Raw genomic sequence first — 20236 nt, forward strand, 5'->3', positions numbered from 1 at the left:
CTTCCGCCGGGATAACGAAGACGTACGGGCTGCAAGCAAGCCCGGAATCAAGCCAAGAACGGCGTCGCGGCCGAGATCCTCCGAGCGCTTCGCCCGTGCGAGCGGATCCCGCGATGTGCCGCGCTATGCAGCCCCGCGCAGTACGGGAGGGCAACCCCGGATGGCACACGGAGTCGCAGCTTCGTCCCGACGACTTTCCATGACTCGGCCCGACGCGGCGTGGCGGGCGCGCCTCAATCGCAAGCACCCGCTAGATCGCCACCTCGTCGCCGCCCTCCTCAGCGGAATCTTCCGTGTCTTCGTCTTCGTCGAGGTCGGTGTCGTCCTCCTCTGATATCGAGAGGCCGAACAGATCCTCATCCTCCGCGGTGAACGTGCCCGACGCCTCCTCGATCGCCCGCAGCAGGAGGTCCTCCTCGCGCGGTTCCTGCGGCAGCGCCAGGAGCGGCTCCTTTTCGCGTGGCCCGACGACCTGAACGTTGCGATAGCGCTCCATGCCGGTGCCCGCCGGGATGAGGCGCCCGATGATGACGTTCTCCTTGAGGCCGACCAGGTGGTCGACCTTGCCCTTGATCGCCGCATCGGTGAGCACCCGTGTGGTCTTCTGGAACGAGGCCGCCGACAGGAAGCTGTCCGTATTGAGGGACGCCTCGGTGATGCCGAGCAGCATCGGCTCCGCGGTCGCGGATTGGCCGCCGAGTTGCTCGATGCGCCGGTTGACCTCGTCGAACTCGAACCGGTCAACAATCTGGCCCGGCAGCAGCCCGGTATCGCCCGAGTCAACCACCCGCCGCTTCTTCAACATCTGGCGCACGATGACTTCGATGTGCTTGTCGTTGATGTCAACGCCTTGGGTGCGGTATACGCTCTGGATCTCGCGCACCATGTAGTCCTGTACACCGTGCAGCCCCTTCATCTGCAGCACTTTCTGCGGGTCGAGCGGGCCCTCGGTGAGCGAGTCGCCCTGCTGCAGGTAGTCGCCCTCTTCGACCTTCAAGTAGCCGCGGTACGGCACCAGGTACGATTTGCGGATCTTGACCGACGTCACGCCCTTCTGCTGCAGCCGCGCCACGACCTGGGGCGTCAACTCTTTGCCTGCCTCCGCTACGCTGCGGCTGTCCGCGGTGACCTTCTCCGCCAATACCTGGCCGATGACCTTCTCGTCCAGGGGCTGCTCTGAGTGGATCACCACGGTCTTCACGCCGGTGGTGTCCACCGCCGCAACCGTGCCGTCCACTTCCGAGACGATCGCCTGTCCCTTGGGGCGGCGCGACTCGAACAGCTCCACGACGCGCAGCAGGCCCTTGACCTGCTCCTCCAGCACCTTCAGCATCTGCTGGATCTTCTTGACCCGCTCGCGCTCGTAACCCTCGGCCTGCTCCTCGAAATGCACCAGGCCGCGCCGAATGTCCGCGTGAAGCTCGCGCAGCGTTTCCTGCCGCTTCTTCTTGACTTCCGCGACACCGGTCAGATACTGAGCAGCCACGCCTCCGGTATGGAATGTGCGCATGGTCATCTGGGTGCCCGGCTCGCCGATCGACTGGGCCGCGATGATGCCGACCGCCTCGCCGACCTCGACGGCTCTGCCCGTCGCAAGGTCGCGCCCGTAGCACTGGGCACACAATCCTTGCTGCAACTCGCAGGTCAGAGTAGACCTGATGGTTACCTCCCCGCGCGCGAGGCCGCCGCGTTCGCGCAGGTCGTGGGCGGCTTGGTGGGCCTGCGCCAGCGCCTTCTTGGTAACCCGCTTGCCCTCCTCGACTATGACCTCGCCGCTGGTCAGGTCAACGATAGTCTCGGGTGCGGGGGTCTTCTCTCGCAGTCTGCGGCACGCGTCGAGGAACTGCTCGCACTCGTTCACGACGTTCATGATGGTGGCAAGCGGCGGCTCGATCTCCTGCTCGCCGATGCGCTCGCCGCACTCCATGCACGTGTGGACCCGCTGGAGTTCCCGGTGGCACTCCGGGCACATCCCTTGCTCCAACCACGTGGTCCTTTCCGACGCGGTCTCCGTCTGGGCTATGCCCGACGGCAGCGCCTCGGCCTCCTCGGCCGGCTCCGCAGCTTCGGGTTCGCCCTGATCGGCGGCGGGCGCCTCTGTCTCGGCGGCTTCTGCATCCGCCTCGGCCTCCTCGCTTCCCGCTTCCTCGGTCGTCGGCTCGCCCATGAAGAGCGCGGCGATGTCCGGCGCGGTCTCTTCCGGGGGCAGCTCAGCCTGCACCGGCGCGGCCTCGAGGTCGGCTTCGGTGAGTTCGATACCGCAAGTCTCGCACGAGTACACGGTGGCGAGTTCGCCGGCGCAGCGGGTGCATGGCGGCACCGTGCGCATGCCGATTTCCTGGCCCGCGCGCAGGATCGGCTTGCCCGTGATCGGGTGCACGATATCAACCGCGGCCGCCCGCCCGTCAATGCGCTGGTCGAGGGATTCGATCTCCTCGGTGCCGTCGCGGATGGCGGCAACCGTGATCCCAGCGGTCGAGCCGCAGTCGTGATCGCGGATAATCACATCCTGCGCGACGTCAACCAAACGCCGCGTCAGATACCCCGCATCCGCCGTGCGCAGTGCCGTGTCCGCCAGACCTTTGCGCGCCCCGTGGGTGGACACGAAGTACTCCAAGACCGACAGTCCTTCATGGAAGTTCGACTTGATGGGTAGGTCCTCGATGAATCGCCCGAACGGGTCAGTCATCAACCCGCGCATACCCGCGAGCTGTGCCAACTGCGGCAGGCTGCCGCGCGCGCCGGAGTTGGCCATCATGAAGATCGGGTTGAACGGGTCAATGTTTTCGAGGATGGCGTCGGCCAGCTCGCTGGTGGCGACGTTCCACAGGCGGCACACCTCGTCCTCGCGCTCGCCGGCGGTGATCAGGCCCTCGCTGTAGTTCTCATTCGTCCGGCGCACGCGCGTCTCGGTGCGCTCGATGATCTCATCCCGCCGCGCCTCGGGCACGTCCATGTCGGTCATCGAGATCGTAATACCGGCGCTCGTCGCGTACTTGAAGCCGATCTCCTTCAAGTCGTCCAACAACTCCACCGTGCGCGTCGTGCCATAGTGCTGGTAGCAGGTCTCGACGATGTCGCGCAGCTCCCAATAGTCCACGACGCGGTCAATGAACCTGACTTTCGGTGCCAGGATATTGTTGAATATGAGCCGTCCGGGCGTCGTCTCCATCACGGTGCCGTCAACCCGCACGCGGACGTTGGCGTGGAGGTCTACGTAACCGTGGTCGTAGGCGAAGATCGCTTCGTCGGGATTGGCGAAGACCTTCCCCGCCCCCTTAGCCCCGACGCGCTTCTGCGTCAGGTAGTAGCAGCCGAGCACCATGTCGCGCGTCGGCACGACCATCGGTCTGCCGTGCGCGGGCGAGAACAGATTCTCGGTGGACAGCATGAGGATCCGCGCCTCGCTCTGCGCGGTGGTCGAAAGCGGCACGTGAACCGCCATCTGGTCGCCGTCGAAGTCGGCGTTGAACGGGTGGCACACCAGGGGGTGGATCTGGATCGCCTTGCCGTCCACCAGCACCGGCTCGAAGGCCTGGATGCCCAGGCGGTGCAAGGTGGGCGCGCGGTTGAGCAGAATCGGGTGGTCGGCGATGACCTCCTCGAGCGCGTCCCACACCTCGGGCCGCACGCGGTCCACCATCTTCTTGGCGGTCTTGATGTTCGTCGTATAGCCGCGGTCGACGAGCCGCTTCATGACGAACGGCTTGAACAGTTCGAGCGCCATCTCCTTGGGCAGTCCGCACTGGTGCAGGCTGAGGTGCGGGCCGACCACGATCACCGAACGCCCGGAGTAGTCCACACGCTTGCCGAGCAGGTTCTTGCGGAACCGCCCCTCCTTGCCCTTGAGCATGTCGGACAGGGACTTCAGCGGCCGGTTGTTGGAGCCGGTGACCGGGCGCGCGCGCCGCCCGTTGTCAATCAGCGCATCCACCGCTTCCTGCAGCAGCCGCTTCTCGTGATTGATGATCGACTCCGGGGCGGCCAGCTCCTTGATCTTCTTGAGTCGGTTGTTGCGGTTGATGATGCGGCGATACAGGTCGTTGAGGTCCGACGTCGCGAACCGGCCGCCGTCGAGCTGCACCATCGGCCGCAGCTCCGGCGGGATCACCGGAATCACCCCCATGACCATCCACTCCGGCCGGTTGCGCGACTTACGGAACGCCTCCGCAACATCGAGGCGCTTGATGGCGCGCGCCCGCTTCGGGCCCGTGGTCTCGCGAATCTCGTTGCGCAGCTCGCGCGACAACTGCTCGAGGTCAATCTCCTTGAGCAGGGACAAGATCGCTTCCGCGCCCAGGCCGGCGACGAACAGGTGCTGATACTCCTCGCCGTGGTGGGCGACCAGCACCTCGATCAGCGCCCGCAGGCTGCGATATTCGGTCTCCGCGATAAGCTGCTTGCGCGTCAACCCCGGCTTGGCGTCCAGGTTCTGCCCCAGCAGCAGCCGCAGCGCCGCGTCGAGTTCCTCTTTGCGCTCCTCGGTGATCTTCTGCTCTTCCTTGATGCGCTCCTGAACCGCATGGTCGAGCTGGGTGCGATCCGCCGCGGTCAGCCGCTTCGCTTCCGCAAGCTGTTGGTCGCGCTGCTTGAGCAGCGACTCGATGGTCTTCTCCAACGTCTCGTCCGCCGATTGCTTCTCTTGCTCGACGGTGTCCTTGATCAACTCCAGGTTGTCATTGATCGCCTGGTGATCTACGTGGGTGACGATATAGGACGCGAAGTACAGCACCTTCTCGAGCGGCCGCGGCGAGATGTCGAGCAGCAGGCTCATTGGGCTGGGCACGCCCTTGAGGTACCAGATGTGCGACACCGGCGCCGCCAGGTCAATGTGACCCATGCGCTCGCGCCGCACCTTCGACCGCGTCACCTCGACGCCGCAGCGGTCGCAGGTGATGCCCCGGAACTTGATCTTGCGGTACTTGCCGCAGTGACATTCCCAGTCCCGCGTCGGCCCGAAGATGCGCTCGCAGAAGAGCCCGTCGGGCTCGGGCTTAAAGGTGCGATAGTTGATCGTCTCCGGCTTCTTGACCTCGCCCCGCGACCACTTGCGGATCTCGTCCGGGGACGCGAGCCCCAGCCGCAACTGATTGAAGTTCGTCGTGTCAACCACTGCGCTGCCCTCTCTCGCCGCGTGGCGGCAAACTAAGCGGTCTCTTCCTCGGCCTCTTCCAACTCGACCGCGCGCTCGTCTTCGCTCTCGACCTTGACCTGGAGCCCGAGGCTCTGCAGTTCCTTGATCAGGATCTTGAAGGACTCCGGTATGCCCGGCTCCATGATGCTCTCGCCCTTGACGATCGACTCATAGGTCTTGACTCGTCCCATGACGTCGTCGGACTTGATGGTGAGGATCTCCTGCAGCGTGTGGGCGGCGCCGTACGACTCCAGCGCCCACACCTCCATCTCGCCGAAGCGCTGCCCGCCGAACTGCGCCTTGCCCCCGAGCGGCTGCTGAGTAACCAGCGAGTACGGCCCCGTCGAGCGCGCGTGGATCTTGTCCTCCACCAGGTGCACCAGCTTCATCATGTAGATGTGACCGACGGTGATCGGCTGGTTGAACCGTTCACCGTTGCGCCCGTCGAGCAGCCAACTCTTGCCGGTGTTCTCGTCAAACCCCAAGCTGTCGTTGAGGCGCTGCAGGATCCGGTCCGCGACGGCGGCCGCCTTATCGGCGGGAGAGCGGTGCTCGGCCCAGGCCTCGTCGCTGAAGGCGAGCCGCTCGGCCACCCGTTCCAGGTCGTCCGCGGAGCCGGCGAGGTGATCGCGCAGCGCCGCGAGCGACGCGTCGGCCGCTGCGCGCTCGTTGTACCAGCCGTCGCTGATGCCGAGGTCAACCGTGGCATACTCGCGCAGCTCGTGCTTGCGCAAGTTGTCCGCCACCTGCGCGAGGTAGTCGAGGATCTCGCTCTCGGGCGCGCCCTGGAACACGGGGTTCTCGAAGTGCCACCCCAGCTCTTTGGCGATCAGGCCCAAGTGAGTCTCCATGATCTGCCCGATATTCATGCGCGACGGCACGCCCAGCGGGTTGAGGATGATATCCACCGGCGTCCCGTCCGCCAGGAACGGCATGTCGGCTTCGGGCAGAATCTTGGCGATGACGCCCTTGTTGCCGTGCCGCCCCGCCATCTTGTCGCCCTCCATGAGCTTGCGCTTCTGGGCGACATACACGCGCACCATCTGGTTGACGCCCGGCATCAACTCGTCGCCGGTCTCGCGCTGCAGCTCGCCGCCGCAGCGCTCGCAGTAATGGCGATGCTGCTCCTTGGAGAACTGGTGCTCGGCCCCGCACTTGGCGCAGCGGAACTTGAGCCGGCTGAAGCGCTTGACATCTACCACCTTCCCCGACTCCCCGTGCGGTACCCGCAGCGACGTGTCGCGCATCTCGGCCGCCTTCTCGCCGAAGATCGCGCGCACCAGCTTCTCCTCCGAGGTCAGCTCCTCTTGACCCTTCGGGGCAACCTTGCCGACGAGGATGTCCTCCGCCTGCACCTTCGCTCCAATGCGGATCACCCCGTCCTCGTCCAGGTCGCGCAGCACGTCTTCGCCCACGTTGGGGATGTCGCGGGTGATCTCCTCCGGCCCGACCTTCGTCTCCCGCGCCTCTACTTCGTACTTCTCGATATGGATCGAGGTGAAAACGTCGTCGCGTACCAACCGATCGGCGACGACAATGGCGTCCTCGTAGTTGTAACCCTCCCAGGGCATGAAGGCGACCACGATGTTGCGCCCCAGCGCCAAGTAGCCCTGGTCGGTGCACGGGCCGTCAGCCAACACCTGACCCGCGCGCACGAAATCGCCCTGGCGCGCCGTCGGCTTCTGGTGAATGCAAGTCGCCGCGTTTGAGCGCATGAAGTTGAACAGCGGGTAGGTATCCACCGTGCCGTCCGCCCGCTCCACCTGCACCTCTTTCGCGGTGACGGACTTGACCCGCGCCGCCTCCTTGGCCAGCACGACGCAGCCCGAGTCGCGCGCCGAGCGCTCCTCCACCCCGGTCATCACCAGCGGCGCCTCCGAGCGCAGCAGCGGCACCGCCTGGCGCTGCATGTTTGCCCCCATCAGCGCGCGGTTGGCGTCGTCGTTCTCCAGGAACGGGATGAGGCACGCCGCGACGCTCACAATCTGTTTGGGCGACAGGTCCACCAGGTCTATCTCCTCCGGCTCCACCTGGGGGAATCCGTTGCGATGGCGTACGCTCAAGCGCTCCCCGACGATCCGGCCGTTCTCCATCGGCACGGTTGCAGGGGCGATGCGGTACTGGTCTTCCTCATCCGCCGTGAGATAGACGATCTCGTCCGTCACCACGCCGTTCCTCACCCGGCGATACGGCGTCTCGATGAAGCCGTACGCGTTGAGGCGCGCGTAGATCGCCAGCGCCCCGATGAGGCCGATGTTCGGCCCTTCCGGCGTCTCGATGGGACAGATCCGTCCGTAGTGGGAATAGTGAACGTCGCGCACCTCGAGCTTGGCGCTCTGGCGGCTCAGCCCGCCGGGGCCGAGCGCGCTCAGGCGCCGCTTGTGCGTCAGCTCCGCAAGCGGGTTCGTCTGGTCCATGAACTGCGACAGCGCGCTGGAGCCGAAGAAGCTCTTGATCGCGGCCGAAATGGGCTTCGTGCTGATGACAGCCTGCGGTGTCACCTGCTCCGGGTCGAGGCTCGTCATGCGCTCGCGAGCGATGCGCTCCATGCGCAGGAAGCCGAGCCGGAACTGGTCGCGCAGCAGCTCGCCGACACAGCGCACGCGCTTGTTGACCAGGTGGTCAATCTCGTCCACCGACGCCGTCTCGTCCCCCTCGCTCAGGCGCACCATGTAGCCGAGGATCGCGATGATATCCTCTTTCGTCAGGGTGTGGACTTCCTCGGGCAAGTCGAGGCCGAGCTTGCGGTTCAACTTGTACCGGCCGACCCGCGCGAGGTCGTAGCGGCGCGGATCAGCGAACAGCGCCTGGAGCCGCCCGCGCGCGATCTCCGGCGTCGCGGGGTCGCCCGGCCGCTCGCGGCGGTAGATGTCGAGCAGCGCCGATTCCTCGTCGTGGGCCGGGTCCCGCTCCATCGTGTTGTCAATCAACGGGTGCAGGCGCGCCACCTTGTACGTCTTGCGCCGCAAGGCCGCGGCCAGGCTCGCCATGTCCTTGTCCATGCGCTGCGCGGCTTCCGCCACCACCTCGCCGGTGCGGGTATCCACGAGGTCCTCCCACGGGCGGCGGCCGGTGAGTTCCTCGGCGCTCGGCTCGGTCAACGTCTCGGGCTCGCCGAACACGTGCATCAGTTCGACGTCGGTCGAGACTGCCAGCTTGGCACTCGCGCGGGTCATGCTGATGCCGCTCAGGGCGCGCAGCAGTGTCGTCGCCGGGAACTTGTGCGCTTGCCCGACCCGCACCGACACTACCTCATTGGCGTCGGTGTCGAAGTCGAGCCACGAGCCCTCGGACGGGATCACCTGCGCCGAGTAGAGGATGCGGCCCGAGAAGTCAATCGCGTCCTTGAAGTAGGCGCCCGGCGATCGCGCCAGCTGGCTCACGACCGCGCGCTCGGCGCCGTTGATCATAAACGTGCCGTTCTCCGTCATCAGCGGCAGCTCGCCGAGGAAGACCTCCGATTCCTTCATCTCCCCGGTGCTGCGGTTGAGCAGTCGCACCACGATCTTGAGCGGCGCCTCGTACGTGGCGTCGCGGTCGCGGCACTCAGGAATCGTGTACTTCGGTTCGCCCAGGTAATAATCGTGGAAGGAGAGGGACAGGTTACCGGTGAAATCTTCAATCGGCGAGAAGTTGTCGAACAGTTCCCGCAGGCCGTCCCTGAGGAGCCATTGGTACGAATCGAGTTGGACCTCGATCAGGTTCGGGGGTTCGGTAATCTCGACGTAGCGTTTGCGTGCCTCTACGGGCTGCAAAAGCATAATTGGGCACCTCTTGCAGACGTGGGGTTAAGTGAGCCTGTTAAACGGCGTCGCCGCTCATCCTAGCGCCCTGCCGCCATGGCCACCCAGCCGCGGAACGGCAACGGCTCAAAAGACCTTCCGCATGAATCTTTAGTATATTCCCCCTTGCCGCTCCTGTCAACCCTCCTCGCCGCCTATTCCCAGGCTGACCATGCACGAGCGCCGGGAAGAGCTCGATGGAGCGACGTCACGGCGCTTCGGTCGAGGCCCCTCCCCCGGCCCGTAACGCCGGTCCCACCTGTCCGACTCGAAGGGCGACAGCCGATCCCGTGGCCCGGGCGGCGGAAACGGCACGATTACCCGGAAGCGGGCTTGCGCTTGCTCTTGGGGATACGTCGGCCCGTCTGCTCGCCGGCCCGACACCGGCCGGCGCGGCCTCGCGCGGGGCTGCCATCCTGGCGTGCCTTACGCTGGATACTGCGATTCCAGTGGGCCTCAAACGCTTTCGAGATCTCGCGCTGCGAAAGGGCCCGGAACTGTCCTCGCCGCCGCTTGGGGGCACTCGACATCACAACGCAGCAGACCTTGGTCGGGGACTGCGGGCCAACCACGAATGCTAGCATATTCCGCGACCGGCGGCAACGGGTCGCGCAGTCCCGGTGTCGTGACCGCGGCACATTGCGGCGATCATCCCGGCTCGGGCGCGCGTTGACTGCCTCGCGGCGCGGCGGCGCGCCGCTGAAGGCACCGGGTGTCGCGCGTCGAACCCCTTTTCAGCGCGCGTTGCGCCTGGCGAGGTTGTGATGATTCTCCCGAATGTGTGGGGCGGTGGCCAGCTTTTCGCGTTTTCCGGCATGGAAGGCGAGACCGGCTGGCCCGGCTCGCTCGTCGCCGTGACTCTCGAAGACCGCATCGGACTCGACTTCTACAGCGGACGGCGTCCCCGATTGTGGGTGGTGCTGGAGGCGAAAGCCACGCTCTGTGACGGCACGCCGCAGGCCCCTTTCGGCTCGCTCAAGCCCACCGTTGTTGCGAGTGACGTCGTCGTTGTGGACGTGGAGGCGGTCCGCGGAAGCGGGTGTCGCATCCGCATGGTCTGCACCGACCGGGCGGGAGTGCTGGGAGAGGTCACTCAGCAGGGCGCCGGCGTGCGCGTCTATCTCGCGCTCGATCTGTCGCCGCCCGGGAGGGACACGGACGGCGGGAGCGCCGGAGACGTGGTTGTCGCCGCCGAGGGCGCGCCGGTTCACGCCAAGTGGCTTGCTCCCGGCCAGCGCGCTTTCGAGTTGCGCCGGCCCCAGGGCCGGTTCGCCGTGGCGATGGAGACCATGCCGAGCGGCGCGGCGGACACCCTCCAGGCGATCCTGAGCCAGGACATGGACGAACTGTGCGCCGCGCGGATGGCTTTCTTCGAGCGCCCCCCGGCCCTGCGTGGCGCGAGCGAAAAGCGCCAGCGGGCGTTCGCCAAGGCCTTCTCCGTGCTCAAGGTTAATGTCGAGAGCCCGCAGGGGGCGATACCGGCGCGCTACGGGGTGCCCGACCGGGCGCCGCATCGGTGGATGTGGCTGTGGGATACCGCCTTCCAGAGCTTCGGGTACGCGCGGCTCGACGCGGCCCTCGCGCGGGAGACACTCCTCGCTGCGCTCAGCAAGGTGCGTGATGACGGCTTCCTGCCGCATCGCATGACGCCCGACGCGGCCGGCGATTCCGACATCACCCAGCCGCCGGTGCTGGGATGGGCAGTCTGGTCGCTCCATCAACTCGAGCCAGACCGGGACTTCCTCGAGCGCGCCTACGAGCCGCTCAGCAAGTACCTGAAATGGGACCTCGGGAACCGCGATCGCGACGGCGACGGGTTGCTTGAATGGGCGGCGTCCGACGAGTCAGGCATGGATAACAGCCCGCGCTTCGACGACGGCGTGAGGTCCGCGGCCGTGGACCTGAACGCATTTGCGGCGGCGGAGGCCGGCTTTCTGGCGGAGATTGGCGCCGCGCTCGGCCGGCCGGCAGACGCCGAGGCCTGGCGCGCGGAGCGACAGCGCCTCGCAACCGCGGTCGAGGCCGCCTTGTGGTGCGAGGAAGACGGGATGTACTACGACCGCGTCCCGGGCGGCGGCTTCGTTCGGGTCAAGACCTGCGCGGGCTTTGCGCCGATGTTCGCCGGGATCGCTTCGGCCGAACGGGTGAGCCGGCTGGTCGAGCGGCTGATCGATCCCGCGCAGTTCTGGCCGGCGTTTCCGGTACCCAGCGTCGCTCTGGACGAGCCGAGTTTCACCGATGACATGTGGCGCGGGCCGACGTGGCCGAGCTACAACTACCTCATTGTCCAAGGCCTGAAACGTTACGGCCACGACGATGTCGCGGCGGATCTGGCCGAGCGCTACCTGGACGAGGTCACGAACTGGTACACGCGCGAAGGCGCGTTCTTCGAGTTCTACGACTGCGCGGGCCGGACGAGCCCCCGGCGGCTGCACCGTAAGGGCCGCCAGCCGACACATCGCTCGGGCGGCATCCCGGTGGTCACCGACCTCAACTGGTCCGCCGCCGTCTTCGTGGCCCTCGCAGCGGAGAAGTACGAGGCTTAGCTCGATCGCGCCGCGCGCGATTCCGGAGCGCGGCTTGACCGCGCCAATGACTGCATTATTCACATCCTGCGCCCGCGCCCGGCGAAGGTGATGCGCAGATCCGCGCACGTGCCACAATCTGCCCGCGCGGGAATGGAGAAGCGACGGTGACATTCGATCCAGAGAAGTATCGGGACCGCATCGAGGAGAGTAAGCGCCGTCTCGACGTCACGTCGCGCTTCGAGGAGCCCGACCGCGTGCCGATCACGATTAGCCAGGGCGGCAGCTACCACTGCTGGCTGTTCGGCTACGACATCGCGGAGTATTACCAGGATGTGGAGCTTCAGATCGAGGTGCAGCTTAAGGGGCTCGAGTGGTCGTATGAGGAACTCGGCGACGACCGTACCGGCTATGGGCTGCACGCGGAAGTCGGGCCCCTGGGCGAAGCCCTGCTGTGGGACTGCGATATCGAGCGACCCGCCGGCACCTCCCCGTGGATCGTCCCGCGCGTCCACAGCCCTGAAGACATCGAGCGCCTGCCGGTGCCTGACCCGGCCGCGGCGCGCGGCGTTCGCTGGGCCATGGAGCGGCGCGAGCGGATGAAGGATCTCGCCCGCGCCCGAGGCATCAACCTGGACGTCGGCGGCGGCGTCGGCATCCACCCCCCGCTGTCCGCCGCCTGTGCCCTCGCCCCGGCGCACCTCGTGTACGAGTGGATGTACACGCACCCCGACCACATCCGCCTATTCTTCGATAAACTGCTGCAGGCGTTCTTTGACCTGGTGGATTTCAATGACCGCGCGAACGGCGTCACCGAGCATAAGAGCATCGGCCTCGCGGACGATCACTCCGCTTTCGTCTCCGACGAGATGTATCGCGAGCTGGTGTTGCCGTACAACAAAGCCATCTATGACCGCTACGGCAGGGAGGGGCGATACCTCCACGCCGACGGGCCGAACGACCACCACTTCGAGACCTACGCGAATATCCTCGAGTTGACGCGCATGGACATCGGGGGATGGAGCGACATCGCGGTCGCGAAGAAGGCGTTGGCGGGCAAGGTCGTTATGTCCGGCGGACTGAACTGCCGGGATGTGTACGGCGACTTCGAGTCCGCGCGGCCGACCATCGAGCGCGCGATTGGAATCGGGGCGCCGGGCGGCGGCTACATCTTCGCCATCGGCGGCGAGACCTACGCCGGCGTCAACCCCGACACGCTGATCCGCACGGTCGAGTACGTCAAGGAGATCGGGCGCTACCCCATCTCCATCTGACCGGCTCGCGCCTCGGCGGCCGGCAGGCGGCGGATCGGGGGAAGCGCAGGCGCGATCTGGAGAGAGTGCAATGTGTGAATCGAAAGTGTTCTTCGAGCGCGAGGGCAAGCGCGAGATGATCCTGGAGGACGTCGCCTCCATCGTGCGCCAGGGCGACGAATGGGTGCTGACGAGCCTCTTCGGGGAGAAGAAGACCGTGCGCGGCGCGCTCGCGGAGATGCGTCTCCTGGATCACGAGATCATCTTCCGCCCGGAGTAAGAGCAGCTGCTCGTTGCGCACGGGGGGCATGTGCCGCTACGTCAGCTTCGCCGACGCGTACGCATCCAGATCCAGCCCCGCGACCTGTCCCCGCCGATACCGGAAGTACCCCGCGCTGGCGACCATCGCCGCGTTGTCGGTGCACAGCTGCGGCGGGGGGAACCGCACCTCGATGCCGGCCTCGGCGGCGCGCTCGGCCATCATCGCCCGCAGGCGGGAGTTGTTCGCTACGCCGCCTGCAACAAGCACGCGGTCGAACCCGAGTTCCTGCGCCGCGCCCAGGCTCTTCGCCACCAACGGCGCGACGACCGCCTCCTGGTAGGACGCGGCCAGATCCTCGATTGACGCTCGCTTGGCCTCCGGCGTTTCGCGCATGAAGCGTGCGAGGGCCGTCTTCACGCCGCTGAAGCTGAAATCCCACCGGCTGTCCCGGCCGGGCAGGCCGCCGGCGTCACCCCGCTCCCCGATCAACGCTCTGGGAAAGGGGACGGCGGCCGCGTTCCCGTTGCGCGCCGCAGCGTCCATCGCCGGCCCGCCGGGGTAGCCCAGTCCCAGCAACCGCGCGCCTTTGTCGAACGCCTCGCCGGCGGCGTCGTCGCGCGTTCGACCGAGCATCTCGTACTCGCCGTGCCCGCGTACCGCGATGAGATCGCTGTGCCCGCCGGATACGACGAGCGCGAGGAACGGAAACTCGGGCGGCGCTGCGACCGCCGCCTCCTTGGCGGCGATGAAATGCGCGTAGATGTGCGCCTCGATGTGATGCACCGCCACCAACGGCAGTCGGTGCGCGAAGGCGAGTGCCTTCGCGAAACACACGCCGACCACCAGCGATCCGACCAGCCCCGGCGCGTACGTGACGGCTACGGCGGAGAGATCCCCGAAGCTCACGCCCGCGTCGTCGAGCGCCTCCTGCGCCACCGCGCTGATCACCTCGACCTGCTTGCGCGACGCGATCTCCGGCACGACGCCGCCGAAGCGCCGGTGGAACTCCTCCGACGACGCCACGACGTTCGACCGCGCGCGCGTGCCGTTCTCGACCACCGCGACGCCGGTTTCATCGCAACTCGTCTCGATACCCAGTACCAGAAGCCTTTCAGTCGTCATCGCCGTCAATCGCCCAACCGCCGCCGCAGTTACTACGCCGCGCCCCGCGCCGCGACCTCTCGCCGAACGCCTCCCGGATGCAAGCAAAGAAGGATTCGCGCTCGTGCGTGTCGGAGGAATACCACGCGCAACTGGGCGCACATCAAGGCGGATTTGCGACGACCGCAGGGGCACGGCGCGCCGTGCCCCTGCGCTTCGCGCTCGCCGGGGAAGGCGCGGTGTCGGTATCCTCGCGGCTGTGGCGTTCCGGCGGGCAAGCCCACCGGGCCGACGGCGCGGGACCCGGCCGTCGTCGCTAGACGAGAAATCATGGTCAAACGCTGTGCTCACGCATTCGCAGTGCTGCTCCCGCTTCTGCTCCTGTGCGGGCAAGGCGGGGTCGCCGACAAGGGAGTCAGACATATGAAGGTCATCGGCCATCGCGGCGTCCGCAACGAGGTGCCGCAGAACACCCTCGCCGGCATGCGCCGGGCCATCGAGCTCGGCCTCGACTACATCGAACTCGACCTGCGCACGACCGCCGACGGCAAGATCGTGGACATCCACAATTCCACGGTTGACGAGACGACCGACGGCACCGGCGAGGTCGCCGCGATGACGTTCGCCGAAATCCGCCGGCTCGATGCGGGCTCGCACTTCGCCCCGGAGTTCCGCGGCGAGCGCATCCCGCTCTTCGCCGAGGAACTCGCGCTCGCCAAAGGCCGCATCAAGCTCTACCTCGACATGAAGCGCGTCGATCCCATGCGGGTGCTGTGGCTCCTGGAGCAGTTTGACATGGTCGAGGACGCCGTGTACTACGACGGCGTGGAGCAGTTGGCGGCGATGCAAAAGGCCAACCCGCGGGTGCAGGTCATGCCGCATCTCGCAGGGGCCGAAGCGATGCCGGCATTGGCCGAGCGACTGCATCCGAAGTACGTCGAACGCGGCTCCGGGCCGCTCGACCAGGCCGCGATCAAAGCCGCGCACGACTACGGCGCGCAATACTTCCTCGACATTCAGGGGGCGGGTGACAACGAAGAGCATATCCTCGCGTGCCTGCGCGCGGGGGTGGATGCGATACAGACCGATAACGCGCGGTTGGTGCTCGACGTGCTCCGTCGCGCCGGGGTCGAGCGCCCGGCTCCCGGCGCGGCGCCCGAGCCGCCGCCGGTCCTCGGCGACCGACCCGACGGGCGCAAGGTGAAGATCATCGCTCATCGCGGCGCGCTGCGCCACGCTCCGCAGAACACCCTGCCCGCGACGCGAGAGGCGATGCGCCTCGGCCTGGACTACGTCGAGGTGGACCTGCGCACCACCGCCGACGGCCTGCTGGTTGACATTCACAATGACCGCGTGGATCGCGTCACCGACGGCGAGGGGGCGGTGCGCGACTTGAGCTACGCGCGGATCCGCACGTTCGATGCGGGGTCGTGGTTCGCGCCGGAGTTCAAGGGTACGCGCGTCCCGCTGCTTGGCGAAGTCCTCGCGCTGGTGAAGGGCCGCATGGGCATTTACATTGACTGGAAGGAGGCCGAGCCGGAGCCGGTGGTGCGCCTGCTGCAAGAGTTCGACATGACGCGGGACGTGCTGGTGCACGCCGACGCGGACATCTGCCGCGCGGTTCGCGCATTGGATCCGAGCATCGTGCTCATGCCGGGCGCGGGCAGCGCGGACGAGGTGCGCGCGCTGGCGGAGTCGCTCAAGCCCCAGGCGATCGAGCTGAAGTGGCGGTCGTTCTCCGAGGACGCTGCGGCCGCGTGCCGCGAGCTGGGTATCATCCCCGCCACGAGCTTGGCGGGCGGACGCGGCGACACGCCGGAAGATATGCGCCGCGCGGTAGCCGCCGGCGTGGAACTGATCGAGACCGACGACCCGGAGATGCTGCTGGAGGTGCTGCGACGCAGCTAGCGCGTGGCTGGCCCTACCGGAGGTGTCGCCGGGCGGCGGCGACGATGCGGTCGAGTTCCTTCGCTAGGTCGTGAGGGAGGGGCTGCGGTGCGTGCTCGGCGAGGAGGCGCTCCTTCTCGCGGCGGCAGCGGTCGGCAAGCGTCGGCGAGCCGGCACCAGCCCACGCGTCGTAGAACTCGCGGTCAAGCAAGCGCGGGAACCACAGCTCCTTGCGGAAGTTCGCAGCGGTGTGATCCTGGTCAATGAACCGCCCGCCCGGCCCGACCTCGCGGATCACGTCGAATGCTATCGCATCCTCGTCAACCCGCACGCCGCGCATGACGCGCTCGACGTATCCGATCAGTTCGTGCTGCATGACGAGCATGTCGAGCGACGTCGCCTGGTCTGCGCCGGAGATGCCGAGGTGCCCGAAGATATCCGCTCCTGCCAGCGCCCCGCAGATCAGCGTCACCCCCGCCTCCATCCCCGCCTGCGCGTCCACCGTCTTGCTGTCCGTCAACCCGACGTTGATGTACACCGGCAGGCCGTAGCGCTTGCCCATCTGCGTCATGGCGACCGCCATCAGCGCCTGCTCCGGGCCGGCGAAGATGAGCTGCGTGGTGCGCATATCGAAGGCGTGCGGGATGCCGCCGTAGCACACCGGCAGGCCGGGCCGGATGAGCTGGGTGATGCAGACCCCCGCAAGGATCTCGGCATTCTCCTGCGCCAGCGTGCCTGCAAGCGTCGCGGGCGCAGACACGCCGACCTGCGCCATGGGCCCGATGGCAACCGGCATGTTGACGCGCGCGGTCTCATAGAGCAGGTCAACGCCGTCGCGCGGGAATCGCAGTGGACTGATGGGCTCGAGCAGGGGATAGGTCATCGGAAACCGCGCAGCCGCATCCTCGCCGCCCGCCATTGCGATGAACAACTCGATGAGGTAACGCGCGGACGCCCGGTCGTGGAACCAGAAGAAAATTGGCTTGGTGGTGTTGCGCAGGAGCATCGCCGCCACCTCGACGCAGCGATACGACGGCGGCAGCTCGTGCGGGTCCGACATCGCGCCGACGATGGTGAGGTCGTCGAGCGCATCGCCCAGGCGCGCCGCGGTCGCGACATCAGCGAGGGCGGCGAAGCGACGCTCGCCGGTCGCATCGTGAATCCAGTGCGCCTCGCCGGCGATGGAGTTGTAGTTGCGGCGTCCCGCGCCGAATACCGCCGTGCGCGCGCGGTCGCGGCCGTAGAGGGTGAAGGATTTGCCCGCCGCGTCGAGGGACCGCATGACGAGCGACTCCGGGATGCGAACGCGAGCGGCGGCGTCGTCAACTGCGGCGCCGGCGTCGCGGAAGCGGCCGCGCATGTCGTCGTGTGGGAGGTGCACGCCGACCTCGGCGAGGATGCGCAGCGACGCCTGGTGCAGCACTTCGATCTGCGTATCGTCGAGGACGCTCAGGTTCATCGTCTTCTCCGGGTTGCTGTCGCCGCGGCCTTGCGGTAACGCCGTGCGGTCAGCGCCCGCGCGCCCAGTTCCAGCCGCTCCGCGGCTAGTTGAGTTCGTCCTCCTCCCGGCGGGTGGGATCGTGGATGCGGTGCGGCGGTCGCAGGCGCTTGAGTTCGCTGAAGTAGATCGGGGCAAACCTCGTGTCGAGTTCGACGGCGCGGCCGGTCTCGCCGCTGTCGAGCGCGCGGATCATGATCTCGGTCACATGCAGCGCGTGCTCCGGCGTGACGATCGGCTCGGTGCCGCTGCGGATGCACTCGACGAGATGGTCGAGGCCGGCGGTCCAGTGATAATCGTGCTCCATCTCGTCGAATACCTGCCAGCACCCCGCGCTGTTCTGCCACAGCTCGCAGCCGTGCGGCCCCCAGGTGTGGCCGAGCATCTGGATGACGCCCTCCGCGCCGTAGATCTCTAGCGCCGCGGTGCGCTGGCGTTGGATAGTGAAGCCCGTGACCGCGGAAGCGAAGACCGAGTCCCCGAAGTCGAGAATGAGGTGGATGCTGTCGGCGGCCTCGACCCGCATCGGCGTGCCGGCGACAATGCGTTCGGGCACGCAGATACCGGTCATCGCCGTGACCCGTTTCGCCGGGCCGAGCAGACCGGTGAGCGCGGTGATGTCGTACACCCCGAGGTCAAACAGCGCGCCGCCGCCCGCCTGGTAGAACCATTCCGACCAGTCCGGCCCGGCCCAGCCGTAGATCGCCCGCGCGGTGTACACTTCGCCGATGTCGCCGCGCGCGATGTGCTGGGACATGGTCTGGAAGGTGCGACTGAGGATGACGAACGGCGCGCAGATGAGATGGCCGGGGCTGGTGCGCGCCTGCTCGGCCAGCGCGCGGGCATCGGTGACGCTCGTCGCCATCGGCTTCTCGACCAAGACATGCTTGCCCGCGGCGAGCGCCGCGCCCGCCATCTCAGAGTGAGACTTGTTCGGGGTGAAGACGAGGACGACGTCCACATCGTCGCGGCGGAGCAGGGCATCAATGTCCGGCACCGTATGCGGCACGCCGTACTGGGCCGCATATTCCTCGGCGCGCCCCGGCAGCGCGTCACAGCACGCGACGTGACGGGCGTTGCCCTGTGCCTCAAGGCGGCGCAGCGGCTCGCCGTACGCGCGCGCCACGCTGCCGCAGCCGACGATGCCGAGGCCGATCGGATCCGGATCTGCTGTTTCGTTCACGTATGCCTCCCCTCGCGCGCCGCGCAGTTCGAACGTGTGCCGGTCGCTTCGTATTGCGCGACAAGTAGTTGCCCGCGCGCGCGCGTCACCTGTCATGGTGCAGCCGGAGCGGTTCCGCGAAGTCCTCGGTCATTGTCTCCGGCAGTATGAAGACGTCGCCGGCCTTGTTCGCGAAGTAGAGGCGTGACTCCGACGGCTCCAGCGCGTTGCCGTCAGCCCAGAAGGCGTAGAAGTCGGGGTGCGCGTTGACCGGCCGCCTGACGTACGTGTGATTGCGCGGGCTATCGTGCGTCAGCACGCGCACTTTCTCCCACGTCTTGCCTTGGTCGCGGCTCGTCCACATCGCGACGTCGCCCCCGGTGCAGTACGGCTGCGGGCCCGGCTCGGTGGGCGCGATGATACGCCACGTCCCATCGTCTTCGATGTGCAGGCAGCCGGTGTCGTAGTTGTGATCGGTGGGGAATGCGGGGCGGATCACCCACTCGCTCCCCGTCCACCGCGCGGTGGTATAGAAGCGCGGGTCGTTCACCGGGCCGGATTCGTAGCCGTTGCTCACCAGATAAAGGATAACCGGCCGGCCGGCCGCGTCGAAATTCACGTCCTTCATGTAAACGAGCAGCTTCGCGGACTGGTAGTCATGGACGAGGGCGGGGTTGTCAACCGCATCGAGCGGCACTTCCAGCAGATCGCCCGCCGCATTGCGCCACGTCTGCCCGTAGTCGGCAGTCTCGAGGTAGTAGAGGTTCGTCCGCGCGTTGAGCCCGCCGACGGGCGGGTGGTAGTTGAAGGCGGTGCCGCACTTGTCCCCATGCGCCCAGCTCACCTGGTAGTGCCCGCCGAAGCCGGCGAGCTTGTGATCGTCGCTCCACGTGGCGCCGTCGCTACTCACCCGCCAGTAGAGTTCCCGTCCGGCGGTGTACTTCGTGAACAGAAACAGGAAACCGTCGCCGGGCATCCGGTGCGGCTGCGGATAGGTGAACTCGTGCTGCTCGATGCGGTCGAAGGCGTCGATGGAATACGGCGCGCGGCTCCGGTAGATGAACCCGTCCTTGCCGCCGTGGGAACTCATGAAGATCCAAAGGTAGCCGTCGGGATCCACGGAGATCGTCGGGTTGTGGTGGGCATCCGAGGTGTTCTTTTCGAGGACGATGGTTGGTTTGGGAACGAGGCCAGTGTCGTGATCGTAGTACGAGACCATCTCCAGGAGGGGCCTGTCCTCGCCCAGTCCCTTGGTGCCGCCATAGACGAAGAACGTCTTGCGCGCCTCGGGCGAGTAGTACGCCAGGGGCAGATGCTTGGCGCAGTAGGTGCCGAGCCCGCCGCTGTACTTGTAGCGGTACTCGTCGTCCGACGGCTGGTTGCTGTACCATATGCCCCGGTAGCCGTCAGCCCTGGGCAATCGGTCGTTCTCGGTCACGGGAACACTCCTCGCCGCCAGTATGGACAGGCAAAGCGCGATGGCGATGCCCGCAGGTCGGGCGATCGCGCGGACAATGCCTCGGCTGGTTGGGCGGCGCATCACCGGCTCCATGACAAGCTCCGCTGGGATGAAACGGGTGGTCATTTCGCCTGGAGACGCGGCAAGTCCTTGGGGCGCGCCGATATCCGGCG

10 protein-coding genes are annotated in these 20236 nt (G+C 66.9%); 4 read left to right on the plus strand and 6 right to left on the minus strand.

The genetic code is table 11. The features are described from left to right. Positions 1-250: 250 nt before the first annotated feature. Both rpoC and rpoB read right to left on the minus strand, forming a co-directional pair. Positions 251-5113, minus strand: coding sequence for a DNA-directed RNA polymerase subunit beta' (gene rpoC / locus JSV65_04090; protein ID UCH35540.1), 4863 nt, complete (start codon positions 5111-5113; stop codon positions 251-253). A 32-nt stretch (positions 5114-5145) separates the two neighbouring features. Further along, positions 5146-8895 carry a DNA-directed RNA polymerase subunit beta gene (rpoB, locus tag JSV65_04095; GenBank protein ID UCH35541.1) on the minus strand — a complete coding sequence of 1250 codons (3750 nt, stop codon included), beginning with the start codon at positions 8893-8895 and terminating at the stop codon, positions 5146-5148. 785 nt (positions 8896-9680) lie between these two features. Here rpoB and JSV65_04100 point away from each other — a divergent pair. The 3 genes from JSV65_04100 to JSV65_04110 all read left to right on the plus strand — a co-directional run bounded on the left by JSV65_04100 (position 9681) and on the right by JSV65_04110 (position 12974). Then, positions 9681-11462, plus strand: a complete 1782-nt coding sequence (locus JSV65_04100) for a hypothetical protein (protein ID UCH35542.1) — start codon at positions 9681-9683, stop codon at positions 11460-11462. A gap of 146 nt (positions 11463-11608) precedes the next feature. Continuing rightward, positions 11609-12715 carry a hypothetical protein gene (locus tag JSV65_04105; protein UCH35543.1) on the plus strand — a complete coding sequence of 369 codons (1107 nt, stop codon included), beginning with the start codon at positions 11609-11611 and terminating at the stop codon, positions 12713-12715. A gap of 70 nt (positions 12716-12785) precedes the next feature. Continuing rightward, positions 12786-12974: a CooT family nickel-binding protein gene (locus JSV65_04110; GenBank protein UCH35544.1), complete on the plus strand. Its 189-nt coding sequence runs from the start codon at positions 12786-12788 to the stop codon at positions 12972-12974. Between the two features lie 36 nt (positions 12975-13010). Here JSV65_04110 and tsaD read toward each other — a convergent pair whose 3' ends face one another. After that, a complete protein-coding gene (gene tsaD / locus JSV65_04115) occupies positions 13011-14078 on the minus strand; it encodes a tRNA (adenosine(37)-N6)-threonylcarbamoyltransferase complex transferase subunit TsaD (protein ID UCH35545.1) in 1068 nt (355 codons plus the stop codon). A gap of 309 nt (positions 14079-14387) precedes the next feature. Here tsaD and JSV65_04120 point away from each other — a divergent pair, with 309 nt between their 5' ends. Then, positions 14388-15965: a glycerophosphodiester phosphodiesterase family protein gene (locus JSV65_04120; protein ID UCH35546.1), complete on the plus strand. Its 1578-nt coding sequence runs from the start codon at positions 14388-14390 to the stop codon at positions 15963-15965. Between the two features lie 13 nt (positions 15966-15978). On the opposite strand, the gene JSV65_04125 is transcribed toward JSV65_04120, so the two are convergent. The 3 genes from JSV65_04125 to JSV65_04135 all read right to left on the minus strand — a co-directional run bounded on the left by JSV65_04125 (position 15979) and on the right by JSV65_04135 (position 20144). Then, complete coding sequence (locus JSV65_04125) at positions 15979-17403, minus strand: trimethylamine methyltransferase family protein (GenBank protein UCH35547.1); 1425 nt, start codon at positions 17401-17403, stop codon at positions 15979-15981. An 85-nt stretch (positions 17404-17488) separates the two neighbouring features. Next, positions 17489-18721 carry a Gfo/Idh/MocA family oxidoreductase gene (locus JSV65_04130; protein UCH35548.1) on the minus strand — a complete coding sequence of 411 codons (1233 nt, stop codon included), beginning with the start codon at positions 18719-18721 and terminating at the stop codon, positions 17489-17491. Beyond that, positions 18711-20144: a BNR-4 repeat-containing protein gene (locus tag JSV65_04135; GenBank protein UCH36694.1), complete on the minus strand. Its 1434-nt coding sequence runs from the start codon at positions 20142-20144 to the stop codon at positions 18711-18713. The genes JSV65_04130 and JSV65_04135 overlap by 11 nt, the downstream gene beginning before the upstream one ends. Positions 20145-20236: the final 92 nt, after the last annotated feature.

This window comes from Armatimonadota bacterium (genome assembly GCA_020354555.1).
Lineage (GTDB): Bacteria > Armatimonadota > Hebobacteria.